Source organism: Chryseobacterium cucumeris, from assembly GCF_016775705.1.
In the GTDB taxonomy this organism is placed as follows: Bacteria; Bacteroidota; Bacteroidia; order Flavobacteriales; family Weeksellaceae; genus Chryseobacterium; species Chryseobacterium cupriresistens.
Genome location: NZ_CP068760.1, coordinates 1,201,679 through 1,222,056 on the forward strand (window position 1 = coordinate 1,201,679; position 20,378 = coordinate 1,222,056).

Annotated in this window: 17 protein-coding genes and 5 tRNA genes; 11 read left to right on the top strand and 11 right to left on the bottom strand. The window is 37.3% G+C overall.

The window, feature by feature from the left end; all coding sequences use genetic code 11:
• Nucleotides 1-85: 85 nt before the first annotated feature.
• On the top strand, nucleotides 86-1,468 hold the full coding sequence (locus JNG87_RS05400; RefSeq protein WP_137904583.1) for a tetratricopeptide repeat protein: 1,383 nt from the start codon (nucleotides 86-88) through the stop codon (nucleotides 1,466-1,468).
• Between the two features lie 44 nt (nucleotides 1,469-1,512).
• Here JNG87_RS05400 and JNG87_RS05405 read toward each other — a convergent pair whose 3' ends face one another.
• Genes JNG87_RS05405 through JNG87_RS05420 form a run of 4 tightly spaced genes read right to left on the bottom strand, consistent with a single transcriptional unit; the run spans nucleotide 1,513 to nucleotide 4,383 of the window.
• On the bottom strand, nucleotides 1,513-2,379 hold the full coding sequence (locus JNG87_RS05405; protein ID WP_202842244.1) for a hypothetical protein: 867 nt from the start codon (nucleotides 2,377-2,379) through the stop codon (nucleotides 1,513-1,515).
• Nucleotides 2,380-2,426: 47 nt separating this feature from the next.
• On the bottom strand, nucleotides 2,427-3,305 hold the full coding sequence (locus tag JNG87_RS05410; protein ID WP_202842246.1) for a DMT family transporter: 879 nt from the start codon (nucleotides 3,303-3,305) through the stop codon (nucleotides 2,427-2,429).
• On the bottom strand, nucleotides 3,292-3,945 hold the full coding sequence (gene aat / locus JNG87_RS05415; protein ID WP_202842248.1) for a leucyl/phenylalanyl-tRNA--protein transferase: 654 nt from the start codon (nucleotides 3,943-3,945) through the stop codon (nucleotides 3,292-3,294). The genes JNG87_RS05410 and aat overlap by 14 nt, the downstream gene beginning before the upstream one ends.
• Before the next feature lie 60 nt (nucleotides 3,946-4,005).
• On the bottom strand, nucleotides 4,006-4,383 hold the full coding sequence (locus JNG87_RS05420) for a DUF3127 domain-containing protein (protein ID WP_041461994.1): 378 nt from the start codon (nucleotides 4,381-4,383) through the stop codon (nucleotides 4,006-4,008).
• 178 nt (nucleotides 4,384-4,561) lie between these two features.
• Here JNG87_RS05420 and JNG87_RS05425 point away from each other — a divergent pair.
• The 5 genes from JNG87_RS05425 (at nucleotide 4,562) to JNG87_RS05445 (ending at nucleotide 5,175) form a co-directional block, all read left to right on the top strand.
• Nucleotides 4,562-4,643, top strand: a tRNA-Leu gene (locus JNG87_RS05425).
• A 4-nt stretch (nucleotides 4,644-4,647) separates the two neighbouring features.
• Nucleotides 4,648-4,723 (top strand) — tRNA-Gly (locus tag JNG87_RS05430).
• Between the two features lie 6 nt (nucleotides 4,724-4,729).
• Nucleotides 4,730-4,813, top strand: a tRNA-Leu gene (locus JNG87_RS05435).
• Nucleotides 4,814-4,932: 119 nt separating this feature from the next.
• Nucleotides 4,933-5,014, top strand: a tRNA-Leu gene (locus tag JNG87_RS05440).
• A 77-nt stretch (nucleotides 5,015-5,091) separates the two neighbouring features.
• Nucleotides 5,092-5,175: transfer RNA gene (locus JNG87_RS05445), tRNA-Leu, on the top strand.
• Nucleotides 5,176-5,222: 47 nt separating this feature from the next.
• Here the strand turns inward: JNG87_RS05445 and JNG87_RS05450 are convergent.
• Complete coding sequence (locus tag JNG87_RS05450; protein ID WP_202842250.1) at nucleotides 5,223-5,861, bottom strand: helix-turn-helix domain-containing protein; 639 nt, start codon at nucleotides 5,859-5,861, stop codon at nucleotides 5,223-5,225.
• A gap of 205 nt (nucleotides 5,862-6,066) precedes the next feature.
• Between JNG87_RS05450 and JNG87_RS05455 the strand changes: the two genes are divergently transcribed.
• Genes JNG87_RS05455 through JNG87_RS05465 form a run of 3 tightly spaced genes read left to right on the top strand, consistent with a single transcriptional unit; the run spans nucleotide 6,067 to nucleotide 8,392 of the window.
• Nucleotides 6,067-6,435, top strand: coding sequence for a hypothetical protein (locus JNG87_RS05455; protein WP_202842252.1), 369 nt, complete (start codon nucleotides 6,067-6,069; stop codon nucleotides 6,433-6,435).
• A 41-nt stretch (nucleotides 6,436-6,476) separates the two neighbouring features.
• A complete protein-coding gene (locus tag JNG87_RS05460) occupies nucleotides 6,477-7,895 on the top strand; it encodes a PLP-dependent aminotransferase family protein (RefSeq protein WP_202842254.1) in 1,419 nt (472 codons plus the stop codon).
• Nucleotides 7,896-7,906: 11 nt separating this feature from the next.
• A complete protein-coding gene (locus JNG87_RS05465) occupies nucleotides 7,907-8,392 on the top strand; it encodes a GNAT family N-acetyltransferase (protein ID WP_202842257.1) in 486 nt (161 codons plus the stop codon).
• Between the two features lie 75 nt (nucleotides 8,393-8,467).
• Here the strand turns inward: JNG87_RS05465 and JNG87_RS05470 are convergent, their stop codons facing one another.
• The 6 genes from JNG87_RS05470 to JNG87_RS05495 form a co-directional block, all read right to left on the bottom strand.
• Nucleotides 8,468-10,321 (bottom strand): alkaline phosphatase family protein, encoded by a 1,854-nt coding sequence (locus JNG87_RS05470; protein ID WP_202842266.1) that lies wholly within the window; start codon nucleotides 10,319-10,321, stop codon nucleotides 8,468-8,470.
• Between the two features lie 399 nt (nucleotides 10,322-10,720).
• On the bottom strand, nucleotides 10,721-11,389 hold the full coding sequence (locus tag JNG87_RS05475; RefSeq protein ID WP_202842268.1) for an HAD-IA family hydrolase: 669 nt from the start codon (nucleotides 11,387-11,389) through the stop codon (nucleotides 10,721-10,723).
• Between the two features lie 7 nt (nucleotides 11,390-11,396).
• Complete coding sequence (locus JNG87_RS05480) at nucleotides 11,397-12,551, bottom strand: TIGR03364 family FAD-dependent oxidoreductase (RefSeq protein ID WP_202842270.1); 1,155 nt, start codon at nucleotides 12,549-12,551, stop codon at nucleotides 11,397-11,399.
• 11 nt (nucleotides 12,552-12,562) lie between these two features.
• Nucleotides 12,563-13,861 carry a DUF5690 family protein gene (locus JNG87_RS05485; protein WP_202842272.1) on the bottom strand — a complete coding sequence of 433 codons (1,299 nt, stop codon included), beginning with the start codon at nucleotides 13,859-13,861 and terminating at the stop codon, nucleotides 12,563-12,565.
• A 9-nt stretch (nucleotides 13,862-13,870) separates the two neighbouring features.
• Nucleotides 13,871-16,696 carry a TonB-dependent receptor gene (locus JNG87_RS05490; protein WP_202842274.1) on the bottom strand — a complete coding sequence of 942 codons (2,826 nt, stop codon included), beginning with the start codon at nucleotides 16,694-16,696 and terminating at the stop codon, nucleotides 13,871-13,873.
• Nucleotides 16,697-17,296: 600 nt separating this feature from the next.
• The gene (locus JNG87_RS05495) at nucleotides 17,297-17,866 is read right to left on the bottom strand and encodes a helix-turn-helix domain-containing protein (RefSeq protein ID WP_202842276.1); all 570 of its coding nucleotides are present in this window, start codon (nucleotides 17,864-17,866) and stop codon (nucleotides 17,297-17,299) included.
• A 177-nt stretch (nucleotides 17,867-18,043) separates the two neighbouring features.
• On the opposite strand from JNG87_RS05495, the gene JNG87_RS05500 reads away from it, so the two are divergent.
• Both JNG87_RS05500 and JNG87_RS05505 read left to right on the top strand, forming a co-directional pair.
• The gene (locus JNG87_RS05500; RefSeq protein WP_047377977.1) at nucleotides 18,044-18,751 is read left to right on the top strand and encodes a response regulator transcription factor; all 708 of its coding nucleotides are present in this window, start codon (nucleotides 18,044-18,046) and stop codon (nucleotides 18,749-18,751) included.
• Nucleotides 18,752-18,754: 3 nt separating this feature from the next.
• Nucleotides 18,755-20,167: a sensor histidine kinase gene (locus JNG87_RS05505; protein ID WP_110011304.1), complete on the top strand. Its 1,413-nt coding sequence runs from the start codon at nucleotides 18,755-18,757 to the stop codon at nucleotides 20,165-20,167.
• Nucleotides 20,168-20,378 lie beyond the last annotated feature (211 nt).

The window sequence follows — 20,378 nt, forward strand, 5'->3', positions numbered from 1 at the left end:
ATATCAGTTTCAGATATATTATTAATTAAACGTTTGCCGAGGTTTGTAAGCAAATTCAGACATCAGGCCGACAAAGAGGACACTATTGGAAGAGTATTTTGGAAATGAACTTGTAAAAAAGTTCGAGGAAATGATGGAAAACAATGACGAATTCTACTTTGATACAGAAGAGTTGGAAGATATCATTGTTTATTATTTGGAGCTTGGTGATTTTAATTACGCTGACATGGCTGTTAATTATGGACTGAAGCTTCACCCTAATTCGTTGGATATTAAGATCAAAAGACTTGAAATCCTTCTGGAATGGGAAGACTATAATACGGCGAAAGAACTTATTGACGAACTGAAAGGCGCTTCTATGGAGAATACAGACTTTTTGGTTTGTTACGCCAAGTATTATTCGAACCTAGGAAATCCCAGAAAATCCATTGAAATCTGCAAAAAAGCTTTGACATTAGAGGAAGAAGAAAACTTTCTCCACAACTTTATTGCGGACGAATATGTGAATCTCGGAGATCCTTTTAACGCTCTTAAACATTACAGGAAAGCACTGAAGGAAGATCCTACGGATGAATATTCGCTGGAAAATGCTATGGTATGCTTCAGTGACCTGAATAAGAGTGAGGAGGCTATTGCCTTTCTTAATGAATATTTAGATGAATTCCCTTATTCTGAAACCGCCTGGTTTGAATACGGACAATTCTATTTTAACAGAAAAAATTATGATGAAGCGATAAGAGGCTACGACTATTTACTGGCAATCAACTCAAACTCTGTAGGAGTATATGCCAATAAAGCAGCTTGTTATGAAGCTTTGGGACAATACCAGAAGGCGATCGAAACGTATGAAGAAATGCTGGAGCTGGAATACACAAAGGCATTTACTTTTTATAAGATCGGATTATGTAATAAGGCCTTAAAACAGCCTATTTTGGCTTTAAATGCATTCCAGAAATCATTAAGAGAAGACCCTCAGTTTTATCTTGCCATGATGGAACAGTCTTATCTTTACGAAGAAATGGGCGGAATGTCTGAAGCATTGCATTTTGCCAAAGAAGCTACCCAGCTGAATGAAAACAATCTTGATTATCAAAAGAGATTAGCGTTCTTATTCATCGATTCAGGAAAATTTGAAGAAAGCCTTTCCTGTCTTAAAAAACTGGTAGATGCAGAACCTTCAAGGTTTTACAACTGGTATGCCTATTCAGAAGTTTTGATGTTAGTAGGAGAGTATGAAGATGCGGTAACAGTCTTGAACAGAGCCATAAAAAAACATTACAGAGCAGAACTTTTTTATCAGCTGAGCAATTGCTATTACAATCTGAAAGATCAGGATAAAGGTTTTGAATCTCTTCAAAAAGCATTGGAACTTGATCCTTCTTTAGCAAAGGATATGCAGAAAAAATATCCTTTCATTAAAGATGAGGTGAAAAAGGTAAAAGCCAGTAAAGTGAAGAAAAAGAACTAGAATAACCTAAAATAAAAGAAAAACCTGCAGAAATGCAGGTTTTTTTATTGATAATTGTATTCGTAGAAAAACTTATCCGGGACACTGCTGTTCGGGTTTCCATTTGTATCAAGCGATTGCCTGCTTTCTTCAGATGGGTAACCGGCAGTATTAAAAGTTGTTGTATACTTATGCTGAGTTGTTCCGGTTGCTGTTCCCCCTCCGGCTGTAGTTTGGGTAAATTCTCCCTTATAAGCACTTAAGCTGTTCTTGATATTTGAGAATAACATGCTTATGCCATCGCTGCTCTCATTTCCATTAAAGATAATTTTGTCAAAACCTTTTACATTTTTGAAAGGATAGTTTTTATCCGTGTATGTATAAGTCTCTTTTTCTGTATAGTTAACGGTATTTCCATTGACAATTCCGGTTCCTGAGCCTGCATTGCTTACCATATTTCCATTATTATACGTGATTACACTGTTGATAATAGAAGAACCTGCCGCTCCTGAATTCGTTTGTTTTTTTACGCTGATTTCTGTAGTACTGGTATAGGTATAAGTAAATGTAACAGTGTTCTGTACGGTTCCGGTTGTAGAATATTCCTTCGTAACCGCTGTTGACATACGCCCGTTATTATATCCATATTCAACAGTGCTTTCAAGAATATTATTTTCGTAATGTTTAATGCCTGTAATATAATCATCGGTATACGTGAACTCAATTCTTTGCCCGTGATTAATATTGTTAATCATGCTGATGATTTTAGTTCCGTTGTAATTGATTTTCATGACAATCCCGTCCATTGTCATCTTCGTAGGAAGAATCACATTTTGATTAGAAGGATCACTGTTATCAAAAGGGGTATCATCAGAACTGGAGCATGATATTGCAGATAAGGCTACAGACCAAAAAAATAGAAGTTTTTTCATAGTTATAAGTTAAATCACCCAAATATAATTTAATTTATAATATGATTTTATTTTTTCGGATTGGTTCTTAAAAAGATGAGGCCGCCAATGATAATACCTGCACCTGTCAATTGTAAGTATGTCAGTTTCTCACCATCTATAATTCCCCAGATAATAGCCACAATAGGCATCACTAAAGTAACGGTGGATGCAAAAAGAGGGGAGGAAACTTTAAGTAAACGATAATTCATCATCATCGCCAGACCTGTTCCGAAAACGGATAACAGGCTGACAAACATAAGCCCCATCAGATTATCTTTCGAAAAACTGAATTCCGAAAAGAATCCTGTCCCTGTAAGCGCAAGAATGGAAGGCAGCAATAAAACAAAAGAGAATACAAAAGCAGATAAAACCGTAGAAGAGACTTCCATAAGCTTTGATTTTACAGTGGTTGTACTCAGTGCATAGCATAAAGTTGCCAATAACAGCAAGAGAATCGGAATCATTTTCAGTTCTGCGCTGTCACCACCTCCAAATGCCAGAATACAGACTCCTGTGAAGCTTATCAGCGTTCCTATAATCTGTTTTTTCGTGGTTTCGAACTTCCAGACCAGTGCTCCGACAATAATCACAAAAATAGGCATCATCGAGTTGATAATTCCGGCAATGCTGCTGCTTACTTCAGTTTCTGCAATCGGAAATAAAAACATAGGAATGAAATTTCCTGTAAAAGCAGCCAGAATTAACCACTTCAGATGTTTTCTGGGAAAAAGTTTATAATTGGAAATCGCGACCGGAAGTAAAATAATTCCGGCAATAAGAACCCGTAAAGAACCTACCTGAAACGGATTAAAATGTTCCAGTGATTTTTTGATCAAAATAAAAGATGATCCCCAGATAATACTCAGGACAATCAGAAGAACCCACTTTTCTTTATCTGCGTTCATTATTTTCGTGTAAGATTTTTAGAAATTCTTTTTTGGGAATCATTTTTGCCCCCAAGCTTTCCAGGTGTTCTGTATGGGATTGACAATCAATTAACTCAAGGCTGTTTTTATTGCTTTCCACAAAGTTGATAAAGCCCGCTTTTGAAGCATTACTTACCTTGGCAAACATGCTTTCTCCGCAGAATACATTTCCAATCTGCAACCCGTAAAAACCCCCTACAAGTTCTCCATCCTGCCATACTTCAATACTTTTGGCCAAACCGTATTGATGAAGCTGGATAAAAGACTCCATCAGTTCATCAGAAAGCCACGTTCCCGACTGCCCTTTTCTTGTAGCCTGCTGGCAATTTCTGATTACCTCCCTGAAATTCTTATTCTCGGAGAAAGTAAAAACATTTCTGTTGAGTATCTTTCTCATAGATTTTGAAACTTTTAATTCTTCAGGAATAAGCACAAACCTTGGATCGGGACACCACCAAAGGATTTCCTCTCCGGGGTTGTACCAGGGAAAAATACCGAGCTGATAAGCAAACCAGATACGCTCTACGGACAGGTCGCCACCAAAAGCAACCACTCCCTCATGGCCATCATACAGCTCCGGGTCGGGAAATGAAATCTCGTTTTCGTCTAATCGGACCATTTTTAGCAAAAAAATCCCACTTCAAAAAGCAGGATTTATAATTGATCTTTTATTCTTTAATTAGAAAGGTAAATCATCATCGTCGTCTCCGGCAAAAGGATTCTCATTAGAAACCGGGGATGCAGACTGCTGAGGCATTGCCTGAGTAGGTTCTGAAGCATTATCAAAAACTTTCTCTACTCTCCACCCTGTAATAGAGTTGAAGTATTTAGTTTCACCCTGCGGAGAAACCCATTCTCTACCTCTGATGTTGATTCCTACCTTTACGTTTTCTCCTTCTTTAAGGTTATCTAATAAACTGATTTTATCAGATAAAAATTCTATGTTTATCGGCTGTGGATACTGTTCCTGGGTCAAAATAACCATTTCTCTTTTTTGAAACCCGCTCGCAAATGTTTGAGCATCAAAAAGTTTCTTTACCGTTCCTTGTAATTCCATATCGTAAATATTAACGATGTAAAAGTAAGAAAATGAAATGTAATAAAAGAAGCTGTGAAAAAAAAATGTGGAAATTTTATTTTTTTTTCCTGAAAAGTTTGGTAGTAAAGGAAATTGTCCTATATTTGCACTCACAAAAACGAAGCAAGCTCTTTAAAACTTACAATATAAAAAACCAGCGGATGTGGTGTAATTGGTAGCCACGCCAGACTTAGGATCTGGTGCCGTGAGGCGTGGGGGTTCGAGTCCCTTCATCCGCACTATGCGAAAATAGCTCAGCTGGTAGAGCACAACCTTGCCAAGGTTGGGGTCGCGGGTTCGAATCCCGTTTTTCGCTCCACACCATGCCCTGGTGGTGGAACTGGTAGACACGCAGGACTTAAAATCCTGTGTCCGCAAGGACGTACGGGTTCAAGTCCCGTCTGGGGTACAAGACCCTCTGTAATATCTTACGGAGGGTTTTTTGTTTTAATAGAGAGTGTTCTTTAAATAAAAATCTTATATTTGTAAGAAATCAGGTTGAATCTGAGTATTCAGATCAGCGAATCAGCGGATGTGGTGTAATTGGTAGCCACGCCAGACTTAGGATCTGGTGCCGTGAGGCGTGGGGGTTCGAGTCCCTTCATCCGCACAATTCGAAAAGGGCTCTTTAGAGTCGTTAAGAAGGTTGGAACCTCTGGTTCGAATCTTTTTTTTTGCCCACACCATGCCCTGGTGGTGGAACTGGTAGACACGCAGGACTTAAAATCCTGTGTCCGCAAGGACGTACGGGTTCAAGTCCCGTCTGGGGTACAAAGCCCTCTGTAAAAGATTACGGAGGGCTTTTCTGTTTGTAACCTTTAGAGGATCTGACTGTTTCCCGTTTTCTTTTCCAGTCTTTCCAGTCTTTCAAAAATACCAGTGAAGATATTCTTGTTTCCTGTCGAAAAGTATCCTACAATCTTAAAGTATTCCTGATCGTTTTTGTTTTTTAGTTGATTATCTGTTGCGTATTGAAGGTTTCCATTGATATGAACCACTAGATTGCTAATGGAATCTGCTGCCAGATTTGTTTTATTCAGAAATAAAATATCACCGGATTGATATTGGGGAAGCAAAGTTTTTTCAGGAGAAAATTCATAGACCAGATCAACAGATGCTAATATTTTTTGCAATATTGCTGAGTTGGCATTATTTACGGACTGTGTTTTTTGTATTTCCAAATTAGTCTCCCCTGTTGATGCAGGGAAAAGTAAGGGCTGACTTGCACCAAGAGTACCTGCCAGCTGGTTTGCGTGTACTGGCTCAGTCAGTAATTTGTCAAGACTAAGGTTAAAGTGATTCGCAACTTTCAGTATGGTTTCAATTTTTGGCTCAGCACGTCCTTCCTCATATGAGCTTATTACGCCTCTGTTGAGAGCAAACAGATCTGCAAAAGCCTTTTGACTCAATCCTTTCACCTGTCTTATTTTCTTAATATTAATTCCAAATAAGCTCATCCTGTCCAATATTTTTTGCAAATATAGAAAATGTAAATAAATATTGCTAAATATATTTGCATTGATGCTATTTCTGATGGAGCTAATTTTTTAACAGAAAAAGATAAAGCACATTATATAAAAATCTGTACCCATAATATTATATAGTTCTGTATCTGTATCCACGATTAAATCCTCCATAATTTTGTTTAGCTAAAGAAGAAATATGGAAACAATCACTCAACAACAGAAACAGTTTCAATATGCTGAGGCTTATGTATCAGACATGTCGGTGCTGAAAAATATCTTTCTGGAAACACAGAATCTGAAAATAGCAGATCAGAATTTCGGACTTCCTTTTCTTTTGGCTAAAAACGGAAAAGAAACTGTTGCTTTTGCCAGTCTTATCATCAATGAAAAGGATGAAATATCTTTTAAAATCTATGATAAAAATAAGATGTCAGATACCGAAAAGAGAAATTTCTTTTCCTGCGCTGAAAGATATTTTAAAAATACTCATACCTCCAATTTTAAGGATCCGGAGCAATTAAAAAGCAGTATCAACAGTATGACCAGCTGGCTGAATCCCGAATAAAGACAGGATAAAATTGTACATTTACTTAAAACCCGGATTCTATGTCTAAAGATGTTCTGTACCTTAAAATAGCCAATTCTGTCACAGAGCAGATTAAAAGTGAAACTCTGCAGTTTGGGGACAGGCTTCCTTCATTGCGAAGTGCCCAGAAATTATATAATGTAAGTCTGAATACCATAAAACAGGCGTATATGGAACTCGAAAGCCGTTCGCTGGTAGAATCACGTCCGAAATATGGATATTATGTAAGCCAGACTTCTCAGCGAAAACTGGCGCTGCCTTCTGTGACACAGATGAAGGTTTCTGAAGGTAAAAATACCCCTCAGGATTTGATTGACAAGGTGTTCGGAAGTATCGGAGGAACAGATGTTACACAATTTGCTCTTGGAATTCCGGGGAAAAGTCTTCTTCCGGTAGCTAAGATGAAAAAATGCATGATTGATGTGATGAAAAGGAAAAGTGACAGCGGAACCAACTACGAACCCGTGCAGGGAAGCGAAGTGCTGCGCCGGGAAATTGCCAAATGGTCAATGGTTATGGAGGGGAAAATCACAGAAGATGATCTGGTCATCACTTCCGGAGCGATGAATGCCGTTTATAATTGTTTAATGGCCGTGACGCAACCGGGAGATTCGGTGGCAGTGGAAAGCCCTGTGTATTTTGGAATTCTTCAGGCCATCCAGTTATTAGGACTTAAGGCTGTGGAAATTCCTACGCATCCAATTACAGGAGTAGATCTGGATGAGTTAAAAAAGGTAATGCCAAAGCTTTCTGCGTGCTGTTTTGTGGTGAATTATAATAATCCGTTGGGATTTCAGATGCCTGATGATAACAAGAAAGAACTGGTAAAGATGCTTACTGAATATAATGTTCCTTTGGTGGAGGATGATGTCTATGGTAACATTTATTTCGGGGCGGGAAGACCCAAGCCGTGTAAATTTTATGATGAAGCAGGAATTGTGATGTGGGTAGGCTCGGTTTCCAAAACATTGGCACCGGGTTTCAGGGTTGGGTGGGTAGCTCCCGGAAAATTTAAAGAAAAAATTATCCGTCAGAAACTGGTTCAGACGGTAAGCGGACCTTCTTTGTTTTCTGATGTAATTACGGATTTTCTTGCCCACGGACGTTATGATCACCATCTCAGAATGTTCAGGAAAAAGCTGTACGCAAATTACCTTCAGATTCAAAAAGCGGTAACTGAGTATTTTCCGGATAATACAAAAATTTCAGAACCCAAAGGAGGCTTTATGCTTTGGCTGGAGCTGGATAAAAGAATTTGTACGGAAGATCTCTACGATGTGGCTTTTGAGCAGAAAATCAATTTTGCTCCCGGAAGAATGTTTTCACAGCATAATCAGTATCAGAACTGCATGCGTTTGAACTATGCACTGGAATGGACAGACAGGGTGGAAAATGATCTGGAAAAGCTTGGAAAAATGATAAAAAACAGAATTAAATAAACCTTATAGCGATGAATGATAACAATAATGAAGTAAAAATCGTAGCCTATGAACCTCAGTATAAAGAAGCTTTCAAAGCTTTGAATGAAGAATGGATCAAAACATACTTTGTCATGGAAGCCGGCGATTATAAACTGCTGGATAATCCTGAAGAGCATATCTTACATAAAGGAGGGCACATTGTTTTTGCTTTGCTGGATGGAGAAGCAGTAGGAACCTGTGCATTAGTAAAAACAGAAGACAGTCCCCTCACTTTTGAATTGTCAAAAATGGCAGTAAGTCCCAAAGCGCAAGGGAAAAAACTAGGTTACCTTTTGGGAAATACTTTAGTGGAAAAAGCAAAGGAATTAAAAGCTGAAAAAGTATTTTTGGTTACCAATTCTATACTGGTTCCGGCCATTACACTTTATGAAAAGCTGGGCTTTATCCATACTCCCATCAGCAATGCTGAGTATGACCGTGCCGATGTGCAGATGGAGCTGATTTTCAATAAATAAGAAAAAAAATATTAGAACTCGGATAGGAATATCCTTGTTCTAATATCAAAATTTAAATCTAATTGCTTTACTGTTTTATTTCTTGATGAATGTCTTGGTTAATGACTTTTTACTTCCATTGATTTTAATGAAATACACCCCAGCCGGAGGATTTCCGATATTGATTTTTTCATCGTAAAAACCTCTTGAAGACTTTAAATGGGTTGTTAAAACATTTGATCCTTTACTGTCGATGATTTCTGCTTTAATTTCCTTATCCTCACATTGATACTGGATTCCAAGGAATGTTGAAACTGGATTAGGATAAATTTTAAAATCTTCAATGATTGCTTTCGTTTCTTTTGCTGCCAATATTTCTTTGGAACATGCCGGAATTCTATTCACTCCATCTATTCCCCATGAAGACTGTACCGGAATACAAAGCCAGTTCAATACCGTAGGGAAATGATCCGTTTCTCTTGTCGTTGAGGTGTAATCATACACTTTAAAATTGTTAACAGTATTGGCATTATAAGTAGGAGAACCTGTCACAGTCATATGATTGGCGTTTGGACCAGAGTCTGTCAATGTAGTTCCTGAAGTTCCATTACACTTCCAGTTGGCTAATAATTGAGAATAATAAGGATGTGAAGTTGTAATATCCTGGTTCGCCCAATTCAAGATAACATCATTGGGAAGAGCAGATTTCCAGATTCTTACATCTTTATAAGAAGCCGCCAGATTAATTCCGTAAGCATTGGTTCCATCCTGATTTAAACTCAAAGGAAGCCCGGAATCAATATTTCCGATGGTATTCATTTTAGCAAAAGTTACCGGAACACCATCTTCATATAATGTTACAAGACCATCTCTGTCAAAGCTTGCCGCAATATGTTTCCATTTATTGGTTTCTACTTTTCCGCCAACAAGATCAATCCTGTTGGTTCCATCTCCAATATTCATTTTAAAAGTTTGTCCTGAATAGCCTGAGAAAACAAATCCTTTATTTTTCCCATTAGCCCAGTTTTTATTACTGATCATCACCGGATCACTGGAGTAAGCAGCATTAGGTTTCACCCAAAATTCAATCGTAAAATCCTGATTAGCTCCAAAATTAAAAGGAATCTGGCTTGCTGGCTTTGCATAAGTTCCTGCCGGGAAATTCAATTGATTGAATGTTTTATTGGATTCCAGAACAGTTTTGCTGATCTGCTGAGGAGTAAATCCAGGATTGGAATATACCGTAAAAATATTTCTTTCAGAAAGATTTCCTCCTCCATGAGAACTTTCAATAGCACCGTGATCTGTTGTCAATACTACCAGCCAGTCTTCGTTGTTATAAGAAGGCCTGTTTTTCATAGCTGCAACAATTTCTCCAATATAAGAGTCCGTAGTCTTAATAGAATTGACATATTGAGAAACAGTAGATGAGAATCCATAAGAATGTCCGGCATGGTCTACATCATCAAAATCTACAAAGAGAATATCCGGATTATCATTCTGTAAAGCTGTAACAGCTGCGTTTTTCACTGCAAGATCCGTTGCGAAATTACTTTTTACATCAGCGGTTTGAATGATGTTGTCGTTAATAGGCGACCAATGAGCCAGAGAGATAGTTCTTAAGCCAGGGTTGTAATTTTCTGCTCTTGTCAGAAAATCAGGGTAATTGACATAGTTCGGGCTTGTGAAATTATTGTCCTGAACATTATGTTTGGTGTGCCATACGCCGGTCAGCATGGTGCTCCATCCGTTTCCGCTCCAGGTTGTAGCAGCACAAAGCCCGTCGGTAGAATAGATCGATTGGCTGATAAGGTTTTGAATGTTGGGAGTAGGTGTAGACATCATGACATCTGCACGGCATCCGTCAATACCAATAAAAAGAACTTTTTTAGTCTGAGCTCCAAGGAAACAGCTCATTACAACAGCCATTGAGAATAGTTTTGTTTTCATGGGGAAAAGGGTTTTTAGAATTGTGAAAGTTTACAAATAGTAATTTATTTTTAATTATTGTAAAATTAGTTTACTATTTGTAAACATTCGTGAACTGAAAGTTAATTAATTGATAATTAAAAAGATCACCGAAAAAAGCTTAGATATTAACCACAAAAGCCACAAAAGAAAAATGACTCTGTTTATTTTAAGTTACATGCTTTGTGAATAGAAGATCAAAAAAGGTTTCTGGAAATATTGGTTATAACAAATACCTAATGATCCGTACTACATTCCCCTCCTCCGGAGGGGTGTCAAATTGGAAATTTGACGGGGTGGTAAAAACACAAACATTTCCAATAGAAAAACCATGAAAACATTTGTGTCAAGAAGTATTTAAAAATAATCTGAAAAAATGGATTAAAGGATTCCCTCAGCTTCAGAAATCGTATTCAGAATATAATCAGGAGCTGCCTTTTCAAGTTCTGATTGGGTCTGAGCTCCGGAAAGAACCGCCACTGTTAATCCGCAACCAGCATTTTTGCCCTCTTCAATATCAATCACAGAATCCCCTGCTTTTAATACTTTATGAGCTTCAGTGATATTGAATTTCTTCATGGCAAGATGAATCATTTCAGGGCTCGGGCGGCTTTCTGAAACATCATCAGCGGTAATTAAAGCATCAAAATGAATACTTTCTTTCCAGTTGAGTTTATCTAAAAGCTGATGGGCTATTTCTGAAGTATAGCCTGTATTCAAAACGATTTTCTTGTTTTGAGCTTTCATATTCAATAAGAAATCTTCCGTTCCGTTGATGGGTTTTACATCCAGATTTTGATAAGATTCTTTCAGTTGTTCAGAAAAATTCTCAAAAATAGCAGAAGCATCTTCTTCGTTCCCATTGATTTCTTTTAAAAGACTTGTGATGGCTTCCAGTTTTTCCATTCCGGCACAGCTGGATAATACTTTTTCCAGGCTTACCACATAGCCATAATCATTCACAGCGTTGGTAAGTGTTTTGTAAACTACATTATCCTCATCAATTGTTGTTCCGGCCATATCCAGAACGAGTAATTCTATATTTTTCATGTAAATGTTATGCGTAAATTTTTTCAATATTAAATTTGGAAAAGCCACCGCTTCCCGTCATTCCTTTTCCTCCGATCCCTGTTACAATATGAATATTGGCAGAAGGGCTGTGCTCAAAAATATCTTTCGTTTTGCACTGAGAATAGATTCCGAACCATCTTCTCTGAATTTCATACGTAGGAAGATCAATAATTTTCTTAGCCTCATGAATCATGAATTCATCAATCTCCATATTAAGATCATACCCCAAATCATCTGCATTTTTGGCATCTGCATATTCGTGAGAATCTCCTATAATGACAGAACCATCCAGAGTCTGTTTGAATAAAATATGAACTCCGTATTTCTTCTCAAACGAATTAGGATCTTCTAAAGCCTTGATTTTCTGAAAAGAAGGACATTCGCTGAAAGATTCATACCTTCTTACAGAAAGTCCAGTAAGGATATTTCCCTGAAGTGAATAGATTCCTTGTGGTTTGGTCTGAAGCATCTGCAGCTTACTCACTTCCAGATCACTGTCATTGAATACTTTAGTATATAAAGTTTTAAACTCGTGTCCACCGCAGATTATGATTTTGGAAGCGTTAAATTCCGTTCCATCAGCCGTTACCGCTGTACATTTCTGATCATCTTCATGGGTTTCCAGTACAGATGTATTGTAGAAGATCTGTAATCCCATTTTTTCCTGAAGCAGCTTGTGAAGCTTTACAATCATATCTGCAGAATCTACGGAAAGTTCCTGTGGGAAAAACAGACCTCCTTTGCAATAGTCTGAACGAAGACCATCAAACTTCTTGATGCAGTCGTTTTTAGATAATAAAACAGATTCATAATCATTATTTCTGTTGATTTCATATAGCTCTTCAATCAATTGAAGCTCTTCATCATTGGAAGCAATATAGATGGAGCCATTTTGCCTGATGGTAAGGTCTGCCTGATTATGAAGTTCATTGTATATGGCAAGACTTTCCCTTCCGAAATTCTGCCATTTAAGATCCATTCCGGAAGGTACTACCTGTCCGAAATTTCTTACCGTGGCACCCTGGGGAATAGAATTTCTTTCCAGTAAAGCTACCTTAAGATTTTTCTTCAGCGCATGATAAGCATGGAATGTTCCTAAAATTCCGCCTCCTACAACGAGTAAATCAAATTTTGTTGTCATTTTGCAAATATTTATAAGATTTTCGACGTATCGAAATTGATGAATTGATTAGATTTAGATTTGGGTTTTGACTTTTTTCTGAAAGCCAGAAGAGCAATCACGGAAAGAACGAAAACCGTTATGGTGATGATATAATTTAAGTTAATATAAAAATGTAACCACGAAGTTTTGGCCGAGCCAAAGTTTTTATACAGAAGAATCAAAACACTTCCCAGGTAACCAAAAGAATCTACAATATAGATCAGAAAACCTACATTTCCTTTGATTTCAAAGGCGGCGATCATCCGGTCAAAATAAATTCCGTTGAAAGGAATATAGCAGATATACATTCCGAAGCCGGAAATTGTCATCCATAAAAAAGGCGACAGAGAACCCTGCTGAAACAGATACGTAGAAAGTCCTACCGTAAGAATTCCTGCAAAAAGAATGTAATGATAATAGGCAAATGCCTTTTTATTATTCTTTACTTTTACCATAAAGCTTAAAATCACCAGAACCATTACGGCGATAGGAATTTCCGTTAAAGTGAAAATAGAACTGTCAAAAGTAAAGTTCAGTCCGTCCCAGATTTCACGATTAAAATTATCTCTGAAATCCCTTAAAACGGTTAAACTGATATATAAAAATATGATGCACACAATTGGAACAAAAAACTGTTGGATCAGGGCTTTTCTTTCTTTACCATTCAACGGCTGTCTCTTGTTTTTAAGCAAAATATCTTCTTCTGAAGGTTTGGGAATTCTTTCAAGAAGCAGCCCGAAAAGAACCAATGGAATTATGAAAACAAGTCCTGCTGAAAATGGCATCCAGAATTCTGAAATGGAGAAAGTATCCATTAGAAATTTTCCTACTGATTTTGTAAACCCTGAAGAAACCACAAAGCTTGAACATAAAAACAATCCGATGATTTCAGTGGCTTTCCGTCCTTCAATATACGAGAAAACAATTCCCCAGATCATTCCCAGTGGAATACCGTTGATAAACATAAACAGAATATTGTAAGGAGCAGGAACGGCTGCAAATCCTAACAATGCAAGCTCTGCAACAGTAATAAAAATAAAAAGATAAGTAAGTCTTTTCTGGGGTTTCAGCTCGGAAATAAATTTGATCCCGATGAATTTGGAAACAAAGTAGCCTACGGCCTGTGCAATGATAATCAGAATCTTATAATCTACCCCAAAATAAGAAAGTCCTGCGAAGGAAGTTACGGTAAAAGGTTTCCTGAAACCGTACATGCAGAAGTAAACACCGAAAGCAGCAAAAGCAGCCTTCAGTGTTACCAGTGTTTTTTGATTGATGGTTCTGGCCATGGTTCTGGTTTAGAAATTCAGTTTTACTCCAAGATTGAATCGGACTCCATAATATTCCACCTGTTCCGGACGGTCTTCGCTTTTACCGAAGTGATAGATCAGTGGTTTGTTCAGGATATTATTCACATCCGCATATAAAGTCAGGTATTTGGTAAACTGGTAAGAACCTCCGAAGTCCAGATTACTATACTTGCCATAGTAAGAATCATTGGTATCTTCCTCGGCATATTCTACAGCATATTTTCCTTTATAATTGTAAGCCAGCCTTGCATTGAATCCTTTTTTCTCAAAGAAAAGCTGCGCGTTGTACAACTCCTTTGCCTGATAGGGAAGGGCTACCGTTCTTCCGCTTGGCTTTTCCATTTCGGAAGTCATGAATGTGGCATTCAGCTGTACTCCGAAATACTGTAAAAACCCTGGAAGGAAATCGAATCTCTTATTAATTCCAAGCTCAATACCTCCCAGCCATGCAGCTTTTCCGTTATTGGGAGCGGTAAACTGTACTCCGTTGTTTCCGTTATAGTTTCCGATAAAAGAGTCCTGGAAAATAGGATCCGTAATGGATTTATAAAAAACGCCACCGCTTAGAATCCCTACGTTGGAAAAATAATATTCACCCATCAGGTCAAAATTCAAAGAATAGGTAGGGTTAAGGTTGGGATTTCCGCCTTTGAACTCGTTATCTGCTTCAATATAAGTTCCTCCCGGAGTCAGATCGCCAAAATTTGGTCTTGAAAAAGTTCTTGTCGCTGCAAAACGAAGATTAGCTTTATCATTTAAAGTATATTTTAAATGAATCATCGGAAGAACAGCCAGATAGTTTTTGGTGTTTTCTACCGGAGTCAGTACATTATCATTCACACTGTATCCCTTTACTTTGGTATTGGTATTTGATAATCTTATTCCTCCTAAAATGATGATTTTATCATTCAGTTTGTACGTTGCCATTCCATAAGCATCCGCATGTTTTTCAAACACATCAAAGTTTCTTCCTAGTGCTTTATTGTATTCCAGGGCTTCAGAATCTGCAGTATTGATCTTCAGATTACCCTGATTCTGGTACCAGAACTGATTCATTCCATTGGTGGAAAGTACGGGTCCGAAAGTATTGCCGATGTGTGCGTTCATTTCACTTAAATATTTAGGTCCGTTGGGCTGTGTTGTGATGTATTGTGAGAAATCAGACAGAAGAGGCGCTGTTCCGCTGGTCCAATTGTAGAAAATATCAGAGAATCTTGCATTACGTTCTTTATCTCTGTATTTAAAACCATATTTTAAAGTCAGTTTATCAGAAGCATTGATTTCATGGTTGAATGCTGCTACGATTTTATCCTTTTCCTCTACAAAAACCTTATAGAATTCAAGATCTGTAAATCTCATCTGAGAAGCGTCCATTTTAAAGTTCGGATCACTGTAGAAGCCAAACAATGCATCCGGATTTTTATAATCTAATTTTCCACCATCAGCTTTCCAATAAGCTCTGGGGCCATTTCCATGATTGGAAATATAATCAGGATTGATGCCTACACCAGATTGAGTGTACTTGATGACATAGTAAGAATTGTTTTGCTTATCAGGGATATTTCCATACTTGAATTGGTTGTTGTAGTAAGATAAATCCCAGTCGATTTTTCCTTTATTGAATTGATGAACTGCTCCCAAAGAAACAGAAGTAAGTTCTGTTATCAGTAAATTGTGGATATTCTGGAGCTCTACTCTTGCTGTATTATTAGCACTGCTGAATTTATCAAAACGGATTCTGTGTTTATAGTGGGTTTCATCATCCGATAAAGTACCATACATTCCTTTTAAATAGAAGGTTGTTTTTGGAGATAATACGTATTCGAAAGCAGTATTGATTCCTGTTGTTTTTCTGACTCCGTTATAATCGCGAAGTTCCAGCCTGAAAACTCCTTCATCGCCACTTCTTCTAGCCTCAAAATTATCTGTAGACCAGTTTCTTATGAAATGCGCAAAGTTGAATAAATACCCGAACTTTTTATTCTTCGTTCTTCCCCCATACAAAAATCCAAGGTTGTAAACTCCTTTATCAGACTTTGCATTATAACCGCTTCCCACAGTAGCTTTAAACTCTGTTTTCATCGGTGGAGTTTTGGTGATAAAATTGACACCGCCGCCTATTCCGTCAGCTTCCATATCTGGGGTAAAAGACTTGTTTACATGTACATAGGAGATCAGTTCTGTAGGAAAGAAATCAAATGCCGTTGCTCTGGAAGTCGTTTCTTCCTCTGCGGTGGGAAGTCTGTTTCCATTAATGGTTGTGGATGCCCAGAATGGCGGAAGTCCTCTCAGGGAAACAAATCTTCCTTCTCCCTGGTCTCTTTCAATAGAAACTCCCTGCACACGCTGTACGGTTTCTGCTGCATTTCTGTCCGGTAGCTTTCCGATTCCGTCTGAAGCGATGACATTGGTGATATTAATGGCATTTTTCTGAAGATTTAAAGCTCTCGCTTCCGTATTTTTTAACGTTCCGGTAACGACAATTTCGCCAATATTTTTTCTCGGTTGGGATAGTTTGATAATTCCTAAGTCAACCGTTTGTTCCGGTTTAAGATCTACATTGATATCTGAAGATTCATAACCAATGTAGCTGATTTGTAGAGTGTACTGGCCTTCTTTGATATCATTGATGGCAAATTTCCCTTCAATATCAGTCGTTATATTTTTAGATAAGCCTTTTATTTTGACTGTGGCCCCGGGGAGAGGCTGGCTGTCGTCAAGCACAGTTCCTATAATTAACTGTTTTTGCGCTGAAACAAAGACTATGAGACAGACAAAAACAAGGGTAAATAATTTCTCTAATTTTGTTTTCATTTTTACATATATTAAATTTTTTATGCAAATCAAGCTAATAATTTTAATATATATAAATATTTTGTGTTAAGTATTGTTTAACAAATAAGTTCTGTTTGTTACGTTTATTTTACCTTTAAATGTATTAATGCCATCCTTTAAAAACAGATCTAAACAATTTTTAAATTCACTGTTTCAGCATTTTCCACAAATATTTCCTGAAAATAAAAGGAATTGAAATTTCCCAAAAGCAGGCTTGATTTGGTTCATATTTCGTTCATCTTGGAAGAATGACGAAAACCAGAAGTTGCATATTTGTAAACTTTTGTGTGTGCTGTAAAGTCAAAAATTGAAGAATAATGTAAAAATTGAGATATGATGTAAATGCAAAGTTTAATAATTATAATGCTAAATTATAAGTGTGCAAAGGTTACGACGTTGTCGTTGAAGAAGCTTGATTATTATATGTGTATTTATAAGGAATCTACACTACAATTGTTATTCTGAATGAAATGAAATGTAATGAAGAATCTCGCGTTATTGAATGCAAATAAGAGATTCTTCCTTCGTCAGAATGACAAAAGAAAAATAGTAAAAGCTTTGCGTTAAAAAAATGAATAGTTAAGCCGTATAAAAATAAAGAACAAGCATTACACAGCTTTCATTGCTGATGCTTACCGGAACGTGAGGAAACTTTCCGTTGAAATACAAAGAATCTCCTTCTTTTAAGATGACTTCTTCATTATCAATCACATATTTCACTTCTCCTTTCAGAATATATTTAAATTCCCAGGCATCCGTAATGACCTTTTCCCTTTTAGAATTAGGTTCAAGCGTCAGCAGAACGGCCTCAAAACCTAAAGAATGAAGGCTCTTGCTGAAGATGTGCATATATTTAAACCCCTCAGCTTCCACTTCTTTTTCTATAATTTGCTGGCTCTCCTTCGGGACATAAATGAATTTGGCATTGGACTTTTTTTCAACTCCTTCAAAAAAATAACTGGCATCAATCTCCAGCGACTGAATCAGATCCAATAACACAGGTAGTGAAGGAATCGTTCTTCCGTTTTCAATTCTGGAAACAAGTCCGTTGCTCACATTCGCTTTGAAGGCCAGCTCATTAATGGTTAAATTATTCTTTTTTCTAATATCCTTTAATCTCTTGCCGATACCTATTAAAAAGTCATTCATACTGTGTGTAATTTAACCTGAATTATATTCAAACAAAGGTAATATTATTCCATAGAGTTTGGATACAGGAGGGAATCAATTCATTGAAAATTATTATTTGCTACTTGACTCTCTGATATTCCTCGCTTTTTCTCCCAGGAAAATTTCCCTATTTTTGTAAAACTCCTTATTTCATCTATGAAAAAAATTATTCTTATCGAAGACGAAACCAGTGTGGTGTCCTTTATTAAAAAGGGGCTTCAGGAAAATGGATATGAAATTTCTGTAGCTTTTGACGGCCGTACAGGAGTTCAGCTGGTGCAGGCTAACGATTTTGATCTGGTAATTTTAGACATTATGCTTCCGGAAATGAACGGTCTGGATGTGTGCAAAGAAATAAGAAAAACCAATCAGAGCGTTCCTATTTTATTTCTGACTGCTTTGGGAACTTCTGAAAATATTGTTCTCGGCCTGGAAAGCGGTGGAGATGATTATCTGGTGAAGCCTTTTAAATTCATTGAACTGGTAGCCCGTGTAAAGTCTTTACTAAGGAGAAGCAACAACAACGGTCCACAGGAAATTGCCGAACCGGAGCCTGATAATGAACATGTATTCCAGTTTTCGGATCTGATGGTGAATGATTATACCAAGAAAGTAACCCGAGCCGGAGAAGATATTTCTCTTACTTCCACAGAGTATAAACTGCTGCTGTACTTCCTGAATAATCCGGAAAAAGTAATTTCGAGAGCAGAAATTCTGGATGCGGTCTGGGGCGTAAACTATGAACTGGGAACCAACGTGGTAGATGTTTATGTTAATTATTTAAGGAAAAAACTGGACAGCCAGGATGATAATAAACTGATTCATACCGTTATAGGAATGGGTTATGTGTTGAAAAAGACATAATGAATGTTTAACAGAGTCATTACAAATCAAACCAAAACGATGGTACTTTTGATGCTGGTTTTTACCGCCATCATTTTGCTATTCAGTGGTTTGGTGTATTTTTCTATCGTTAATTTTTCACATCAGAGGTTTTATGAACTGCTGAAGATAAGGACGGCAACCATTGTTCAGATCGAAAAAAGTAAAGATCATCTCGACCTTCCTGAAAACTATATTCTCAGCAACCTGAATGATGAGGAACTTCCGATGGAAAGAGACTATGTTTTTGCTGTTCCTGCCGATTCCAATTTCAAAAAAATATCTCAGGAAGTTCATATCCCCGATTATTTCTTTAAAAATATTATCAGAGAAGGAGAATCCAATTATAATGATGAAGAATTCTATTATATAGGACAAAGTTTCAGATATGATGATAAAGATTATATTGCCATCGCTTCTGCCAAAAACCATTATGTTGTTTATTATCTGGGCTTTTTAAAGAGAACACTGCTTACCTGTATTGTACTGTCTCTGTTTTTCAGTATGATTTTTTCTTTTTATCTGTCCAAAACCTTATTCAGGCCGATCTTAAAAATTACAGGAAAAGTAAAAGAAATCAGTTCTGAAAACCTTCACTTAAGATTGGAATCACATCCTGATAATAAAGAGCTTAATGAGTTGGTAGATACCTTTAATGATATGCTCAACCGCATTGAAACGTCTTTTGAAACCCAGAACCACCTGATTGGCAATGTTTCCCACGAATTGAGGACGCCTCTTACATCCATCATGGGAGAAGCCGATGTTGCGCTTTCTATCAGCAGAACGGCTGATGAATACAAAGAAACCCTCGGAATCATTCTGGATGAAGCTGAAAAGCTGGATAAAAAGATTAAAGCACTCTTAATGATTGCCCAAACCGGATTCGACGGGAAAATCCAGAAAATGGATAAGGTGAGAATTGATCAGCTTCTTTGGGACGTTATTGAAACCTTAAGGCGAATTGATTCCCGAAACAATATCTATCTTGATATCAGCATGCTTCCCGATAATCCTAAGAAATTAAAAGTTCAGGGGAATGAGCAGCTACTGCATCTTGCAGTGGCCAATATCATCAGTAATGGCTGTAAATATTCTAATTTTCAGCAGGTTAAAGTCTCTCTTGGCGCCACCAATACAGATGTCTACATCATTATAAAAGATAATGGGATCGGAATTCCTGAAGTGGAAATGAATAAAATCTACGATCCGTTTTTCAGAGCTTCCAATACCAATAATTATGAAGGCTACGGGATCGGACTTCCACTGGCAAGGAATATCGTCAGAATGCACCACGGTGAACTGATTGTAAGCTCTCACGAAAACCAGGGAACAACGGTACAAATGCGTTTTCCTAATTTCTACAGCACTCAGAAGGGGGAACAAGCCAAAGTGTAAACCAGAATAACAATAGGCAAAATCGCAAATTGACGAAAAAGCGAAATGGCAAAAATGCAAAGAGCTTTTCGCCATATTAATTCCCGTTAACAATTTTCTAATCTTATTTTAATCTCTTTAATCACATTTTAATTCCATTCCAAAGATCTTCTAATATGGTCGTTCTAGTTTTGTATCATCAAAAAAGATAAACACAATACAAAATAATAAG

Excerpts from the sequence above, each read along its gene's own strand:
- JNG87_RS05455 (WP_202842252.1), top strand. The coding sequence starts at position 6,067 with ATGGAAACAATCACTCAACAACAGAAACAGTTTCAATATGCTGAGGCT.
- JNG87_RS05480 (WP_202842270.1), bottom strand. The coding sequence starts at position 12,551 with ATGACAACAAAATTTGATTTACTCGTTGTAGGAGGCGGAATTTTAGGA.
- JNG87_RS05485 (WP_202842272.1), bottom strand. The coding sequence starts at position 13,861 with ATGGCCAGAACCATCAATCAAAAAACACTGGTAACACTGAAGGCTGCT.
- JNG87_RS05505 (WP_110011304.1), top strand. The coding sequence starts at position 18,755 with ATGTTTAACAGAGTCATTACAAATCAAACCAAAACGATGGTACTTTTG.
- JNG87_RS05475 (WP_202842268.1), bottom strand. The coding sequence starts at position 11,389 with ATGAAAAATATAGAATTACTCGTTCTGGATATGGCCGGAACAACAATT.
- JNG87_RS05450 (WP_202842250.1), bottom strand. The coding sequence starts at position 5,861 with ATGAGCTTATTTGGAATTAATATTAAGAAAATAAGACAGGTGAAAGGA.
- JNG87_RS05495 (WP_202842276.1), bottom strand. The coding sequence starts at position 17,866 with ATGAATGACTTTTTAATAGGTATCGGCAAGAGATTAAAGGATATTAGA.
- aat (WP_202842248.1), bottom strand. The coding sequence starts at position 3,945 with ATGGTCCGATTAGACGAAAACGAGATTTCATTTCCCGACCCGGAGCTG.
- JNG87_RS05500 (WP_047377977.1), top strand. The coding sequence starts at position 18,044 with ATGAAAAAAATTATTCTTATCGAAGACGAAACCAGTGTGGTGTCCTTT.
- JNG87_RS05460 (WP_202842254.1), top strand. The coding sequence starts at position 6,477 with ATGTCTAAAGATGTTCTGTACCTTAAAATAGCCAATTCTGTCACAGAG.
- JNG87_RS05420 (WP_041461994.1), bottom strand. The coding sequence starts at position 4,383 with ATGGAATTACAAGGAACGGTAAAGAAACTTTTTGATGCTCAAACATTT.
- JNG87_RS05410 (WP_202842246.1), bottom strand. The coding sequence starts at position 3,305 with ATGAACGCAGATAAAGAAAAGTGGGTTCTTCTGATTGTCCTGAGTATT.
- JNG87_RS05490 (WP_202842274.1), bottom strand. The coding sequence starts at position 16,696 with ATGAAAACAAAATTAGAGAAATTATTTACCCTTGTTTTTGTCTGTCTC.
- JNG87_RS05405 (WP_202842244.1), bottom strand. The coding sequence starts at position 2,379 with ATGAAAAAACTTCTATTTTTTTGGTCTGTAGCCTTATCTGCAATATCA.
- JNG87_RS05465 (WP_202842257.1), top strand. The coding sequence starts at position 7,907 with ATGAATGATAACAATAATGAAGTAAAAATCGTAGCCTATGAACCTCAG.
- JNG87_RS05470 (WP_202842266.1), bottom strand. The coding sequence starts at position 10,321 with ATGAAAACAAAACTATTCTCAATGGCTGTTGTAATGAGCTGTTTCCTT.